16 protein-coding genes are annotated in these 14184 nt (G+C 76.6%); 10 read left to right on the plus strand and 6 right to left on the minus strand.

Annotated elements, in window-relative coordinates; genetic code table 11:
• Nucleotides 1-10: 10 nt before the first annotated feature.
• Both ACRYRX_RS01625 and ACRYRX_RS01630 read right to left on the minus strand, forming a co-directional pair.
• The gene (locus ACRYRX_RS01625; RefSeq protein WP_432510045.1) at nt 11-775 is read right to left on the minus strand and encodes a PaaX family transcriptional regulator; all 765 of its coding nucleotides are present in this window, start codon (nt 773-775) and stop codon (nt 11-13) included.
• Entirely contained in the window at nt 772-1383 is a 612-nt protein-coding gene (locus ACRYRX_RS01630) for a GNAT family N-acetyltransferase (RefSeq protein ID WP_432510046.1), read from the minus strand. The genes ACRYRX_RS01625 and ACRYRX_RS01630 overlap by 4 nt, the downstream gene beginning before the upstream one ends.
• Before the next feature lie 18 nt (nt 1384-1401).
• On the opposite strand from ACRYRX_RS01630, the gene ACRYRX_RS01635 reads away from it, so the two are divergent.
• Nucleotides 1402-2376 carry an alpha/beta hydrolase family protein gene (locus tag ACRYRX_RS01635; protein ID WP_432510047.1) on the plus strand — a complete coding sequence of 325 codons (975 nt, stop codon included), beginning with the start codon at nt 1402-1404 and terminating at the stop codon, nt 2374-2376.
• Between the two features lie 21 nt (nt 2377-2397).
• Here ACRYRX_RS01635 and ACRYRX_RS01640 read toward each other — a convergent pair whose 3' ends face one another.
• Nucleotides 2398-3033, minus strand: coding sequence for a CAP domain-containing protein (locus tag ACRYRX_RS01640; RefSeq protein WP_432510048.1), 636 nt, complete (start codon nt 3031-3033; stop codon nt 2398-2400).
• Between the two features lie 128 nt (nt 3034-3161).
• Nucleotides 3162-4055, minus strand: coding sequence for an EamA family transporter (locus tag ACRYRX_RS01645; RefSeq protein WP_432510049.1), 894 nt, complete (start codon nt 4053-4055; stop codon nt 3162-3164).
• A 98-nt stretch (nt 4056-4153) separates the two neighbouring features.
• On the opposite strand from ACRYRX_RS01645, the gene ACRYRX_RS01650 reads away from it, so the two are divergent.
• Nucleotides 4154-5065 (plus strand): LysR family transcriptional regulator, encoded by a 912-nt coding sequence (locus tag ACRYRX_RS01650; RefSeq protein WP_432510050.1) that lies wholly within the window; start codon nt 4154-4156, stop codon nt 5063-5065.
• On the opposite strand, the gene ribD is transcribed toward ACRYRX_RS01650, so the two are convergent.
• A complete protein-coding gene (ribD, locus tag ACRYRX_RS01655) occupies nt 5043-6080 on the minus strand; it encodes a bifunctional diaminohydroxyphosphoribosylaminopyrimidine deaminase/5-amino-6-(5-phosphoribosylamino)uracil reductase RibD (protein WP_432510051.1) in 1038 nt (345 codons plus the stop codon). The genes ACRYRX_RS01650 and ribD overlap by 23 nt on opposite strands.
• Nucleotides 6081-6698: a GTP cyclohydrolase II gene (locus ACRYRX_RS01660; RefSeq protein WP_432510247.1), complete on the minus strand. Its 618-nt coding sequence runs from the start codon at nt 6696-6698 to the stop codon at nt 6081-6083.
• A 238-nt stretch (nt 6699-6936) separates the two neighbouring features.
• On the opposite strand from ACRYRX_RS01660, the gene ACRYRX_RS01665 reads away from it, so the two are divergent.
• The 8 genes from ACRYRX_RS01665 (at nt 6937) to ACRYRX_RS01700 (ending at nt 14179) form a co-directional block, all read left to right on the plus strand.
• Nucleotides 6937-7692: an endonuclease/exonuclease/phosphatase family protein gene (locus ACRYRX_RS01665; protein WP_432510052.1), complete on the plus strand. Its 756-nt coding sequence runs from the start codon at nt 6937-6939 to the stop codon at nt 7690-7692.
• A gap of 118 nt (nt 7693-7810) precedes the next feature.
• Complete coding sequence (locus ACRYRX_RS01670) at nt 7811-8770, plus strand: alpha/beta hydrolase (protein WP_432510053.1); 960 nt, start codon at nt 7811-7813, stop codon at nt 8768-8770.
• 30 nt (nt 8771-8800) lie between these two features.
• Complete coding sequence (locus ACRYRX_RS01675; protein WP_432510054.1) at nt 8801-9814, plus strand: SLAC1 family transporter; 1014 nt, start codon at nt 8801-8803, stop codon at nt 9812-9814.
• A 2-nt stretch (nt 9815-9816) separates the two neighbouring features.
• Nucleotides 9817-10719, plus strand: coding sequence for a LysR family transcriptional regulator (locus tag ACRYRX_RS01680; RefSeq protein ID WP_432510055.1), 903 nt, complete (start codon nt 9817-9819; stop codon nt 10717-10719).
• A 77-nt stretch (nt 10720-10796) separates the two neighbouring features.
• Nucleotides 10797-11501, plus strand: coding sequence for an SDR family oxidoreductase (locus tag ACRYRX_RS01685; protein WP_432510056.1), 705 nt, complete (start codon nt 10797-10799; stop codon nt 11499-11501).
• Nucleotides 11502-11552: 51 nt separating this feature from the next.
• A complete protein-coding gene (locus tag ACRYRX_RS01690; RefSeq protein WP_432510057.1) occupies nt 11553-12554 on the plus strand; it encodes a zinc-binding alcohol dehydrogenase family protein in 1002 nt (333 codons plus the stop codon).
• The gene (locus tag ACRYRX_RS01695) at nt 12551-13309 is read left to right on the plus strand and encodes an MBL fold metallo-hydrolase (RefSeq protein WP_432510058.1); all 759 of its coding nucleotides are present in this window, start codon (nt 12551-12553) and stop codon (nt 13307-13309) included. The genes ACRYRX_RS01690 and ACRYRX_RS01695 overlap by 4 nt, the downstream gene beginning before the upstream one ends.
• 15 nt (nt 13310-13324) lie before the next feature.
• Complete coding sequence (locus ACRYRX_RS01700; protein ID WP_432510059.1) at nt 13325-14179, plus strand: alpha/beta fold hydrolase; 855 nt, start codon at nt 13325-13327, stop codon at nt 14177-14179.
• The last annotated feature ends 5 nt before the right edge of the window (nt 14180-14184 follow it).

Genomic DNA, 14184 nt, shown 5'->3' on the forward strand with positions numbered 1-14184 from the left:
CGGTCGGGGTTCAGTCCCGGTGCAGCCCGCGCTCGCCGAGCTCGCCGGCGAGCGCGGCCCACGCGGCGGCCCAGCGGCGGCGCAGGTCCGCGGGGCGCCAGCGGCCGGGGCGCAGTTCCGGCGGCAGCAGCGGGTCCTCGCGCAGGGCGCGTTCGAGCCCTTCGGCGAGGCGGAGCTGCTGCACGAGGGGGTCGGGGTGGGCGGGGGCGTCGAGGAGGTCGGCGAGGGCGTCGTAGCGCTCGTCGACGGGACGGGCCGGCCACAGGTCCTCCGCGATGCGGCGCGGGTCGTCGTGGCCGTGGACCCGCAGCGCGGTGGCGGTGGCGAGCACGAGGTGTCGGTGGTCGGTGGCCTCGACGAGGCCGGCGAGGTCGTGCGGGCTGACGTACAGGCCGGTGGAGACGGGCGCGGCACCGACGGCGATCAGCCTGCGGCGCAACGTGTCCCGTACGGCGCGGGCGGGTTCCTCGACGCTGACGGCGAGCAGTCGCCAGGTCCGGTCCCACGGGGCGAGCCCGGCGTCCTGGGCCAGGGCGAGGTCCACGGCGAGCCGGTCGCGGCCGAGGCGGGCGCGGCCGGCGGCGGTGAGGGTGAGGGTGCCGGCGCGGCCGCGGCCGTCCTGGACGACGTCACCGGCGGCGACGAGGCGGCGGATCGCGAGGCGGACGGGCTGGTCGGGCAGGCCGGCGGCGTTGGCGGTGTCGTAGACGACGCCGAGGGGGGTGCGCCCGGCGGAGCAGAACGCCTCGACGACCGTGCGGGGGGACGGGATCACGCGGGCCTCCTGGCCGGTGAGGGGGCGTCGACGGGGCGCCGCAACGTGCGGTACCGGTCGAAACCGTAGACGCCGGCGAGCGGGCCGAGGTCGCCGTGCCCGACCTCGGTGTAGCCGCGGCGGCGGTAGAGGGCTTCGGCGCGGGGGTTGGTGTCGACGACGGTGAGCTGCACGGCGCGCAGGCCCAGGTCGCGGGCGAGGGCGTCGGCGGCGGTCAGCAGCGCGGAGCCGATGCCGGCCGAGCGGTGGCCGGCGTCGACGCACAGGCCGTCGAGGACGAGGACGCCGGGGACGTCGCCGCGGCGCAGCGGGGCCAGGACGAGGGCGGCGCGCAGGGCGCCGAGCAGACCGAGGCGGGCGCGGGTGCCGCCGCCGGAGACGGCTCCGGCTCCCCCGCTGCGGAAGCCGCAGACGCCGACGACGCGCCCGTCCCGGCGGGCGACGAGGACGTTGCCGGGGCGCAGCGAGGCGGCGACCTCGGCGCGGCCGGTGTCGGCGTCGCGGAAGGCGGGGCGGAGCTTGCGGCCGAACGCCTCCCAGTACAGCGCGGCGACGTGGTCGCGTTCCGGTGCGGTGAACCCGCGGGTGATCTCCACGGACGACAACATATCGTCTAGTGTACGAACGTGCGAGTAAAGAAACGTCGAGGGATCGTCGCCCTGCTGCTGGTCGTGGCCGTCGCGCTGGCCCTGGCCGGCGCCGCCGCGGTGGGCTGGGACTTCCGACACCACGAGGAACACCGGGAGATCCCCGTCGCCGCGGGGACCCTCGACGCCGTCCTGGCCCGCCCCGAGGCCGAACCCCGCGGTCTCGTGGTGGTCGTGCACGGCGACGGCCCCGTCGACGCCACCCACGACGGCCTGTACCGGCCGTGGTTCGAAGCCGCCGCCGACGCCGGTTTCGCGACGCTGTCGTGGAGCAAACCCGGCGTGGGCGGCTCCAGCGGGAACTGGCTGGACCAGAGCATGGAAGACCGCGCGCAGGAGGTCGGCGCCGTCCTGGACTGGGCTGCGGCGCAGCGGATCACCGACGGGCCGGTCGTGCTGTGGGGGGCCAGCCAGGCCGGGTGGGTGCTGCCGCGGGTCGCCGCGACCCGGCCGGAGGTCACCGCCGTCGTCGCCGTCAGCCCCGCCGTGAACTGGTTGCGGCAGGGCCGGTTCAACCTGCTGGCCACCGGCGGGGACGTCGCCGTCAGCGACCGCACCCGGGAACTGCTGGCGCAGGGCGCCGACCACGCCCGCTACGTCGCCGAGTCCGGCGACCCCGACCCGATGGCCGCCGACCGCTGGGGTTTCGTGCTGAGGAACTTCCGCTCCGACGCGACCGCCGACCTGGAGGCGATGGCCGGCCGGCACCTGCCCGTCCTGCTCGACCTCGGCGAGCACGACGAGAACGTGGACGTCGACGAGACCGAACGCACCTACCGGCGGATCCTCGGCGCCGACGTCACCGTGCGCCGGTACGACGCCGCGCACTCGATGGCGCGGACCGGCGTGGAGGACTCCGACGTGCTGGGCGTGCTGACGGCCGTGTTCCGCCCCCGGCACCTGCTGGCCGACGGCGTCCTGGACGACTACCGGGAGTTCCTGCGGGCCCGGTGAGGGGCCGGGTCGGGAGTCGGGTCAGGACAGGTCGCGCAGGTCCCGCTCGATCGTGGGCGCGGCGGCGAACCCCGGAGCGGGCAGCGGCTGCGCGGCGACCGGCAGCGCGGCGGGCTGGGCGAGGGGGGCCGGGGCGGGGTGGAAACCGGCGACCGGGCCGTTCGGCTGCTCGAAGACCTGCACGATCCAGACGCGGCCGTCCTGCGAGCGGACGGCGCCGAGACCGACGACGCCGACCTCCGGGCGCAGGATGTTCGCGCGGTGCCCGGGGGAGGCCATGAACGCGCCCTGGAGCTGGTCGGCGTCGGCGCCCACGCCGACGTTCTCGGCGATCAGGGACCAGCCCTGGAGCTGCCGGGACAGGTCGGGGTTGTGCTTGAGCTGCGCGTCACCGGCCATCCGGAACGCCCAGTCGGTCGCGACGCGGTTCGCCTCGTCGGTCAGGCCCAGCGCGGGCAGACCGGCCTGCGTGCGGGCGGCGTTGACGAGCTCGTAGGACCGCCACGCCTGGCCGCCGTCGCCGGTCAGGGCCGGGCCGTCGGCCTGCGCCGCACCGGTCCCGGCCACGACGCTCGCCACCGCACCGACGGCGGCGGCCACGCCCAGCAGGCGGTGGCGGCGGGGGCGGCGGGCGGTGCGGGCGGGGGCGGTGTCCACGGAGTCCTCCGGACGTTCGAGGCGATGGGGGGCGTTGGTGCTCCCCCCATGCCTCGGCTGTCCGGGGCCGTTCCTGTAGCCCGATCGGGTGGGCAGTCCTCACCCGGCGCCACCGGCACCCCGCGCGGTCACCCCGCCGGGGTCGTCAGGTTCACCCGTTCGGGTTCGCGCGCTGACCCCGCGTCACGCGACCGGGCCGCCGCGGCCGTCGCCCCGGCGCTGGCCAGGACCACCAGCACCACCCCGGCCCCGCCGAGCGGCGTCATCGACTGCCCCAGCAGCGCCCACCCGGCCAGGGAGGCGATGACGGGTTCGAGGCTGAGCAGGACCCCGAACGTCCGCTGCGGCAGCCGCCGCAGCGCCGCGAGCTCCAGGGAGTACGGGATGACGGAGGCCAGCACGGCGGTCCCCAGCGCCAGCCACGCCCCGTGCGGGGCCTGCACCGCCCGCAGCGCCCCGGCGGCGCCCAGCGGCAGCAGCGCCAGCGCACCGACCGCGGTGGCGACGACCAGGCCGCCGTGCCCGGGCACGAGCCGGCCGACGCGCGCGCTGGTGAGGATGTACGCGGCCCAGCAGGCACCGGCCAGCAGCGCGAACCCCACCCCCAGCGGGTCCAGGGAGCCGCCGTGGTGCTCCCCCGCCACCCCCAGCAGCACGACGCCGCCGAGCGCGAGCGCCACCCACAGCAGGTCCCGGGCCCGACGGCTCAGGACGGCCGACAGCGCCAGCGGCCCGAGGAACTCGATGGTCACCGCCGTCCCGAGGTCGATGCGGGACAGGGCGGCGTAGAAGAAGCCGTTCATCGCACCCAGGCTCACCCCCAGCGCCGCCGCGGCGCGCCACTGCACACCCGTCCACCCGCGCAGGCGGGGCCGGACGACGACGAGCAGCACCAGCGCGGCCAGCGCCAGCCGCAGGAACGTCGTGCCGGTGCTGCCGCCGAGGGCGAACAGCTGGACGGCGAGCGCCGCACCGACCTGCAGGGAGGTGCACGAACCGAGGACGAGGAGGACGGGACCCACGGTCCCAGTCTGCCCACCGCGACTCGTGCGTCCAGCGAACGTCTCTCCGCAGTACCGTTCAGTTCTCCTGACGGTTCTCCGGCGATCGAGGGGGTCCCGTGCTCGACGTGCACCGGTTGCGCCTGCTGCGGGAGCTGGACCGCCGCGGCACGCTGGCCGCGGTCGCGGCGGCGCTGAGCTACAGCCCCTCGGCGGTCTCGCAGCAGCTGTCGCAGCTGGAGGCCGAGGCCGGTGCGCCGCTGCTGGAGAAGCGGGGGCGCGGGGTGGTCCTGACGCCGGCGGCGCGGCTGCTGGTGGGGCACGCGGACGTGGTGCTGGCCCAGCTGGAACGGGCCGAGGCCGACCTGGCGGCCCTGGCGGGCGAGGCGGTCGGGGTGCTGCGGGTCGCGAGCTTCCAGACGGTGCTGTTCGCGCTGGTGCCCGACGCGCTGACGCTGCTGGCCGCCCGGCACCCGGGGCTGCGGGTCGTGATCGACCACCGGGAGGCGGCGCCGGCGTTCTCGGCGCTGGCCGCGCGCGACGTCGACCTGGTGCTGGGCGAGGAGTACCCGAACCGCCCGCACCCGCGCTCGCCCGACGTCGACGAGGAGGACCTGGTGCTGGACGAGTTCCGGCTGGCGGTGCCGCTGTCGGGGCCGTGGTCGGCGGTGTCGGGGATCGAGGAGCTGGCCGGGGCGTCGTGGGTGCTGGAGCCGGCGGGCACGGACTCGGGGGACTGGGCGCTGGCGCGGTGCCGGCAGGCGGGGTCGGAACCGGACGTGCGGATCCGGACGCCGGACGCGCTGCTGCACGTGCACCTGGTGGAGACCGGGCACGCGGTGGCGCTGCTGCCGGACCTGGTGCTGGCGGGCCGCCGCCGGTCGCTGCGGGTGATCGACCTGCCCGAGCACCCGACGCGCCGGCTGTACACGGGGGTGCGGCGCGGGGCCGGGGGGCGGCCGGCGGTGCGGGCGTTCCGGTCGGCGCTGCGGGACGCGGCGCGACGGGTCAGCGGCGGGGCCGTCCGCTGACCCGGACGTCGCCGCCGACGACGGACACCTCGTCGACGTCGAGGCGGACCGCGTCGGCGATGGTGGTGATCCCGGTCCCGGCCAGGGCGGCGGGCCCGGCGCCGAGCAGGGCGGGGGCGACGTAGGCGACGACGCGGTCGACGAGCCCGGCGGCCAGGAACGCCCCGGCCAGGGTGGGGCCGCCCTCGAGCAGGACGGACACGACGCCCCGCTCGCGCAGCTCGGCCAGCAGGGCGGCGGGGGTCGCGGCGCGGGAGACGTGGGTGGGGGCGGCGTCGTCGAGGACGCGGGCGCCGGCCCGGACGCGGCCGCGCCGGTCGAGGACGACGCGCAGCGGCTGGCGGGGCGACAGCGCGCCGTCGCCGTCGCGGGCGGTGAGGTGGGGGTCGTCGGCCAGCACCGTCCCGGACCCGGCGACGATCGCGTCGACGCGGCGGCGCAGGTCGTGGACCTGCTCGCGGGAGGCGGCCGAGGAGATCCAGCGGCTGGTGCCGTCGGCGGCGGCGGCGCGCCCGTCGAGGGTGGCGGCGACCTTCCACAGCACGTGCGGGCGGTGCTGCCGGGCGGCGGTGAGCCACGCCTCGTTGACCCGTTCGGCCTCCTCGGCCAGGACGCCGCCGAGGACGTCGACGCCGGCGGCGCGCAGGGTGTCGGCCCCACCGCCCTCGACGGCGCCGGGGTCGGCGACGGCGTGGACGACGCGGGCGACCCCGGCGCGCAGCAGGGCCTGCGCGCAGGGGCCGGTGCGGCCGTGGTGGTTGCAGGGTTCGAGGGTGACGTAGGCGGTGCCGCCGCGGGCGCGCTCCCCGGCCGCGGCGAGGGCGTTGACCTCGGCGTGCGGGCCGCCGGCGCGCTCGTGCCACCCCTCCCCGGCGACGGTGCCGTCGGCGGCCAGGACGACGGCCCCCACGACCGGGTTGGGGGAGGTCGTGCCCGCGCCCCGGGCGGCGAGCTCGACGGCCCGGGCCATGTGCTGCTCGTCGCGCTGCTGCTGGTCGCGCTGCTCGGGGGGCACTCAGCCGGCCAGGTCGAGGGTGTGGGAGGTGTGGTCGCGCTTGGCGCGCAGGTAGGCCGCGTTCGCGGCCGAGAGGTGGACGCCGGTGGGGACGCGGCGGGCGACGCGGACGCCGTGCGCCTGCAGCTGCGCGGCCTTGTCGGGGTTGTTGCTCAGCAGGTCGATCCGGTCCACGCCGAGGGCGGTGAGCATCTGGGCGGCGGCGGTGTAGTCGCGCTCGTCCTCGGCGCGGCCCAGGGCGAGGTTCGCCTCGTAGGTGTCCAGCCCCCGGTCCTGCAGCGCGTACGCGTCGAGCTTGGCGTACAGGCCGATGCCGCGGCCCTCCTGGCGCAGGTACAGCAGGACCCCGCCGGCGGTGGCGATGCGCTCGACGGCCTCGCGCAGCTGCGGGCCGCAGTCGCAGCGCTCGGAGCCGAACACGTCGCCGGTGAGGCACTCGCTGTGCGGACGGACCAGCGGGGTGCCCCGCTGCCAGTCCCCCAGGGCCAGGGCCAGGTGCTCGCGGCCGTCGGCGAGCCCGGTGAAGGTGTGGACGCGGGCGGTCGTGGCGTAGCCGTCGGCGAAGCGCAGCGGGACGTCGACGGCGGTGCGGACGGTCGCGACGGGGGTCCGGGTCACGATCAGTTCCTCTCGGGCGACCTGCGGGGGCAGCGCGGCGGCCCCCCGGTCACCGGTGACGGTGGCGGGCGGGACGGCCGGTTCATCGATCGGCACGACGGTCCTCCCTCTCGACGACCACTCGGTGAGTGGCGCTCCGGCGACGGTAGACCCGAAGACTTGAACCTGCAACAACCAGACGGGTGCCGCGATCGGCCGAAGCCGAGCACCGTCCCGGGCCCCGGGGTACGTTCGTGACGTGGGATCTCCGACACGACGCGCTCCTGCCGGCCGGGCACTGCGGACGATCAGCTACAACCTCCACGAGGGGCGCGCGACGCTTGAACTGGCCGACCTCGCCCAGGCGCACGACGTCGACGCCCTGTGCCTGCAGGAGTGCGACACCCTGCGCCTGCCCGAGACCGTCGGCCCGCTCGTCCTGGCCGGCGCGACCCAGCGCAACCGGCTGGGCCTGGCCCTGTACTACCGCCCCGACCGGCTGCACGCCCACGGCCACGAGCTGCGCCCGCTGCGCCGCTCCATGCACGACCGCTTCCTGTCCCCCGCCCACGAGCGGCTGCTCGCCGTCCGCTTCGAGGACCTGCACGACGACGGCGCGCTGCTGACGCTGGCCTCCATCCACACCGCCCCGCTGTCGGCGACGAACGCCATGCGGCGCCACCAGATCTCCGAGGCCCTCGGCGCCATCCGCGCCGCCGCCCACGGCAGCTCCGCCCTCGTCGTCGGCGACTTCAACTACCCGTGGTTCGCCAGCTCCCTAGCCCGGCGCCTCAGCGCGCAGGGGTTCGAGGTCACCCACAGCGACCTGCCCACCTACGTCCGCAAGCGCTTCCGCGGGCACTTCGACTTCGCCATCTCCGAGGGCATGGACATCGAGAGCGTCCGCACCCTCCAGCAGGCCGGCTCCGACCACCTCCCGGTGCTCGTGGAGTCCCGGGTCAAGCCGTTCGTGCCCGCGCTGCTGCTGGAGCACAGCCAGCGCGCGACCGGCTGACCCCGGCCGCAGGACAGTCATCCGACCGAAGCGCACCGCCCCCCGCGGCTCCTAGCGTCGAGGCACGACCCGCCGGACCACCCGGCACCGGTCGCCCCCGACACCCCAGGAGCCCGCCGTGTCCGAACGCGAGATCGTCCTCGAACCCGCCGCCCAGGCGTTCGTCGACGCCAACTCCGCCCCGCCGTTCCTGTTCCAGCTCACCCCCGCCCAGGGCCGCGAGATCGCCTCCACCCTGCAGTCCGGCTACCCGCACCTGCTGCCGGTCGACCAGGAGGACCTCGTCGTCGAGGGCGGCCCCACCGGCTCGGTGCCGATCCGCATCACCCGGCCCGCCGGCGCCACCGGCCCGCTGCCCGTCGTCGTCTACACCCACGGCCTCGGCTGGGTCTACGGCGGCAAGGACACCCACGACCGCCTCGTGCGCGAGATCGCCGTCGGCACCGGCGCGGCCGTCGTCTTCCCCGACTACTCCCTGGCCCCGGAGGCGAAGTACCCCGTCGCGATCGAGCAGGTCTTCACCGTCGCGCAGTGGGTGGCGAAGTCCGGCGCCGAGCACGACCTGGACACCACCCGCATCGCCGCCGCCGGCGACTCCGTCGGGGGGAACATGACCGCCGTCCTGGCGCTCATGGCCAAGGAACGCGGCGGGGTCCCGCTGCTGGCGCAGGTCATGTTCTACCCCGTCACCGACGCCGACTTCGACACCCCCAGCTCCCACGAGTTCGCCACCGGCTACTTCCTCCAGCGCGAGGGCATGCAGTGGTTCTGGGACCAGTACACGACCGACCCCGCCGAGCGCGCGCAGCCGTACGCGTCCCCGCTGAAGGCCACGCTCGAGCAGCTCACCGGCCTGCCGCCGGCGCTGGTCGTCGTCGGGCAGGCCGACGTCCTGCGCGACGAGGGCGAGGCGTACGCGAACAAGCTGCGCCGCGCCGGGGTCCGGGTGACCGCCGTGCGGTACCAGGGGATCGTCCACGACTTCGTCGGCCTGAACCCGCTGCGCGCCACCGACGCCGCGCAGGGCGCGATCAGCCAGGCCGTCGGGTTCCTGCGCCAGGCCCTGTTCACCGCCTGACCCGACGACCCTCGACGACCAGGAGCGCCGATGCCCACCACCCGCCCGGGAACCCCCGCACCCGTCCCGGCGCCGCGGCACGAGGCCACACCCACCCGGGTCCGCCTCACCCCCAACCTGTTCGGCACCTCCTTCGGGCTCACCGGCCTCGCCGCGACCTGGACGACCGCCGGGACCGTCCTGGACCTGCCGCACTGGCCCGCCGCCGCGCTGTGGCTGGCCGCGGCCGCCGTCCACGTCGTCGTCCTCGTCGCCTACCTCACCGACGCGATCACCCACCGCCGCCTGCGCAGCGACGTCGACGACCCCACCCTCGGCCCGTTCACCGCGCTCGCCGTGGTCCCCGTCCTGCTGCTGGGCGCCGAACTCGCCCGGTACTCCCGCGGCGCCGGGGAACTCCTCGTCGGCCTGGCCGCCGCCGCGACCGTGCTGCTGGGGGCCTGGCTCACCGGCGGGTGGATCCTGCGCCCGGGCGACCTGGACCGCTGGCACCCCGGCTACTTCCTGCCCACCGTCGCCGGCGGTCTCGTCGCGGCCACCGCGACCGCGTCCCTGGGCTGGGACCGTCTCGCCACCGTCCTGTTCGGGTACGGCGCGGTGTCGTGGCTGGTCCTGGGTTCCATCCTGCTCGTGCGGCTGTTCACCCGCCCCGCGCTGCCCGCTCCGCTGCTGCCCACCCTGGCGATCGAGGTCGCCCCGCCCGTCGTGGCCAGCAACGCCTGGTTCGCGCTCAACGGCGGCCGCGCCGACCTCGTCGTGCTGCTGCTCGCCGGGTACGGGCTGTCCATGGTCCTCGTGCAGCTGCGGCTGCTGCCGCTGTACCGGAAGGCCGCGTTCGGGCCGGGGTTCTGGTCCTTCAGCTTCTCCTACGCCGCCGTGGCCGGCACCGCCCTCACCTGGCTGCGGATCGGGTCCCCCGCCGGGACGCCGGTGTGGGCCGGGCTCGTGCTGGCCGCGCTCACCCTCGGGTACGCGCTGCTCGTCGCCCGCACCGCCGTCGCGCTCGCCCGCGGCCGGTACCTCGCCCGGGTCCCCGCGGTCTGACCGTGCCGACCCTGCGCGCCCTGGAGTGCTTCGTCGCCGTCCTCGACCACGGCTCCCTGACCGGGGCCGCCCGGCACCTGCGCACCACCCAGTCCGCGCTGTCCCACCAGCTGGCCTCGCTGGAACGGGAACTGCGCACCCCCGTGCTGCACCGGCTGCCGCGCGGGGTCCGCGCCACCGCGGCCGGGCGCGCCGTCGAGGCCGAGGCCCGCGCGGCCCTGGCCGCGGCCGACGCCGTGACCCGGGTGGGCCGGGCCGTGGCCGCCGGCACCGCCGGGGTCCTGCGGGTCGCCTGCGCCGAGACCCTCACCGCCACCGCGCTCGCCCCCGCCCTCACCACGTGGCGCCGCGACCACCCCGGGGTGGCGGTCGAGCTCGCCGAGTTCACCAGCGCCGACGCGCTGGCCCGGAACGTCGCCGAGGGCCGCGCCGACCTGGGGCTGGGCCCCCGCCCGGGGCGGTGGACCGGCGAGGTCCGCACCGTGGGCCGGGAGGAGGTCGTCGCGGTCGTGCCGCCCGGGCACCCGCTGGCCGCGGCGACCGCGCTGGACGGGCCGGCGGACCTCGCCCCGCACCCGGTGGTGGGTTTCACCCCCGACAACGGCCTCGCCGCCTGGCTGGACGACCTCGCCGCGACGGCCGGGGTCCGGCTGGAACCGGCCGTCCGCACCCGCAGCGCCACCACCGCGGTGCAGCTCGCGCACGCCGGGCTGGGCGTGGCCCTCGTCCCGGTCAGCGCCCTGGGGCGGGGCGTCGCCGGCCCGGTGCTGCCGTTCGCGCCGCCGCTGGGGCGCGACGTGGTGGTGCTGCTGCCCAGCGCCGCCGACCCCCCGGCCCGGGACCTGGCTGCGGCCCTCGTGGCCGCGGGCGTCGCCCCGCTCGCCGGGGCGCACCCGCCGGTGTGAGGAGTTCCGATGCCACCGCACCGGGAACGTCATCGCAGAACGGGACGAAACCCCGTCCCGCACCGCTTGGAGGGAACATGAGCACCGCAGAACCCCTCACCGGGCAGAGCGTCCTGGTCGTCGGCACCGGCGGGATCGCCGTCGCCACCGCCCGGGCCGCCGCCGGGCAGGGCGCCGACGTCGTCCTCGCCGGCCGCGACCGGGCGAGGACCCGCGCCGCGGCCGAGGCCACCGGGGCGCGCGCCGAGACCCTCGACCTGTCCGACGACGCCTCCGTGGCGGGACTGGCCGCGCGGCTGGGCCGCGTCGACCACGTCGTGAACCTCGCCGCCGCCCCCGCCAACGGCCCCGTGCGCGACCTCGACCGCGCCGGGCTGGTGCGGGCCTTCGACGCCAAGGTGTTCGGGCCCACCCTGCTCGCCGGGGCGCTGGACATCACGACCTCGCTGACGCTGTTCTCCGGGTTCATCGCCTGGCGGCCCGCCGCGGGCCGCGTCGCGATGGCCACCGCGAACGGGGCTGTGACGTTCCTCGCGCAGGCCCTGGCCGTGGAACTGGCCCCCGTGCGCGTCAACGCGATCTCCCCCGGCGTCGTCGACTCCGGGTCCTGGGACGGCCTGGGCGAGGGCAAGGAGGAGTTCCTGCGGGCCACCGCGGGACGCAACCCCGCCCGCCGCACCGGAACCCCCGACGACCTGGCCCGGGCCGTCCTGCACGTCCTGACCAACCCGTTCCTCACCGCGACGACGCTGCACGTCGACGGTGGCGGACGGTTCGCCTGACCCACCCCGGAAACCCACCCGAGAACCCCACCAGAAGGACGAGGAAACCCCGTGAACACCGTGCCCGCCGTCGCCGCCCTGGACGGCCTGCCCGTCAGCGACCCGCAGTCCCTCGTGGACGTCGAGGTCCCCGTCCCCGACCTGCGCCCCCACGACCTCCTCGTCGAGGTGCGGGCCGTGTCGGTCAACCCCGTCGACGTCAAGGTCCGCGCCGGGCTGGACCGCCAGGCCGCGCCCAAGGTCCTGGGCTGGGACGCCGCCGGGGTCGTCCGGGCCGTCGGCGAGGCCGTCGAGGGTTTCTCCCCCGGCGACGAGGTCTGGTACGCCGGGGACCTCACCCGCTCCGGGTCGAACACCGCGCTGCAGGCCGTGGACGCCCGCATCACCTCGCGCAAACCCGCGTCGCTGAGCTTCGCCGAGGCCGCGGCCCTGCCGCTGACCACGATCACCGCGTGGGAGGCGCTGTTCGACCGGCTGCGGCTGACCGAGGAGTCCGGGGGCACCCTCGCCGTGCTGGCCGGGGCCGGCGGCGTGGGGTCCATCATGATCCAGCTCGCCAAGCAGCGGACCCGGCTGCGCGTCCTGGGCAGCGCCGGGAAACCCGAGTCGGAGGAGTGGGTCCGCACCATGGGCGCCGACGAGGTGATCGACCACCACGACCTCGTCGCCTCCGTGCGCGCCGTCGCCCCCGACGGGGTCGAGTTCCTCTTCACGCCGAACACCCAGGGCAACGTGGCGACCTTCGCGGAGGTGGTGAAACCCTTCGGCCAGATCGTCGGCATCGACGACCCCCACGGCCTGGACCTGATGCCGCTGAAGGCGAGGAGCATCGCCTGGCACTGGGAGTTCATGTTCACCCGCTCGATGTTCTCCACCCCCGACCTCGCCGAGCAGGGGCGGCTGCTGGCGCGCACCGCCGAACTCGTCGACGCCGGCCGGATCCGCACGACGCTGACCACCACCATCGACGACTTCAGCGCCGCCGGGCTGCGCGAGGCCCACCGCCTCGTCGAGACCGGCCGCACCGTCGGGAAGGTCGTCGTCACCCGGTGAGCGGACGCGCCGAGCTCACCGAGGTCGCCGACGGGGTGTTCCTGGCCGGGACCGGGCTGGTGAACCGCTACCTGCTGCGGCAGGGGCGGTCCCTCACCCTCGTCGACGGCGGCTACCCCGCCGACGCGGCCGACGTGCTCGGCTCCCTCACCCGGCTCGGGGCGCGGCCCGGCGACGTCGAGGCCGTCCTGGTCACCCACGCCCACACCGACCACGTCGGGGGGCTGGGGGCGCTGCTCGCGGCGGCCCCGGGCCTGCCGGTCCTGACCCACCCCGACGAGGTGGCGCACGCGCACCGCGACCGCCTGGAGCAGGTGAGCACCGGGACGGTCCTGCGCCACGCCTGGCGGCCCCGCGTCGCCGCGTGGGCGGTGCGTGCCCTGCGCGGCGGCGGGACGCGGGACGTCGCGCTCCCCCGCGCCCGCGGGTTCACCCCCGGCGCCGCGCTCGACCTGCCCGGCGCCCCCGTCCCGGTCCCCACCCCCGGCCACACCAGCGGGCACACCGCCTACCGGGTGCCGGGCGCGGGAGCGCTGCTGACCGGCGACGCGCTGGTGACCGCGCACCCCACCACGACCCGCCGCGGCCCGCAGCTGCTGCCGCGGTTCTTCCACCACGACCCGGCCGCCGCGGCCCGCGCCCTGGCCGCGCTGGCGGGACTGCCCGAGGACCTCCTGCTGCCCGGGCACGGGCCCGTGCTGCGGGTCCCGGCCGGCCGGGCCGTGCGGCTGGCCCTCTCCCCCTCCGAACCCTGACCCCTTGGAGCAGACGTGACGCAGACCCTCGACCCGCCCACCACCCACCGGTGGGACGACGTCCCCACGCAGTTCGTCGAGAGCGGCGGGTACCGCTACGCCTACCGCCGGTCCGGCCCCCGCGGCGGGACCCCGCTCGTGCTGTGCCTGCGGTTCCGCGGCACGATCGACCACTGGGACCCCGCGTTCCTCGACGTCCTCAGCGCCGGGCGCGACGTCGTCGTCTTCGACAACCGCGGCCTGAACCTCACCTCCGGCGAACCGGCCCGGACGGTGGAGGCCATGGCCGACGGCGTGCACGACGTCCTCGACGGCCTCGGGTTCGACCAGGCCGACCTGCTCGGCTGGTCCCTCGGCGGTCTCGTCGCGCAGGCCGCCGCGTTCGCCCGCCCGGGCCGGGTGCGGCGCCTCGTCGTGGCGGGCAGCACCTCCGGCGGCGTCCCCGGGCAGCCGGAACCGGCCCCGGAGGTGTGGCAGGTCGCCGGGCGCGGCGCGAACACCGACGAGGACTTCCTGCACCTGTTCTTCCCCCGGACCCCCGCCGGCCGCACCGCCGGGCTGGCCTCGCTGCGCCGGCTGGACCGGCGGCTGTCCACCTCCGGGGCGACCGCCTCCCCCGAGGCCGTGCAGGCCCAGCTCGCCGCGATCGCCGCCCTCGGGGAGGGTTTCTGGCCGCGGCTGCCCGAGCTGACGATCCCCGTCCTCGTCGCCAACGGCGCGCACGACGTCATGATCGACGCCTACGCCACCTACGCGGTGTCGAAGCGGCTGCCGAACGCGAGAGCCGTCATCTTCAGCGACGCCGGGCACGGGTTCCTGTTCCAGCACGCCGAGGAGTTCGGCGCCGACGTGCTCAGGTTCCTGGGCTGAAGGGG

It is taken from the genome of Kineococcus lubricus (assembly GCF_050871965.1).
Taxonomy (GTDB): domain Bacteria; phylum Actinomycetota; class Actinomycetes; order Actinomycetales; family Kineococcaceae; genus Kineococcus.

Coding starts and splice junctions, on each gene's coding strand:
- ACRYRX_RS01685 (WP_432510056.1), top strand. CDS start 10,797: ATGAGCACCGCAGAACCCCTCACCGGGCAGAGCGTCCTGGTCGTCGGC.
- ACRYRX_RS01630 (WP_432510046.1), bottom strand. CDS start 1,383: ATGTTGTCGTCCGTGGAGATCACCCGCGGGTTCACCGCACCGGAACGC.
- ACRYRX_RS01675 (WP_432510054.1), top strand. CDS start 8,801: ATGCCCACCACCCGCCCGGGAACCCCCGCACCCGTCCCGGCGCCGCGG.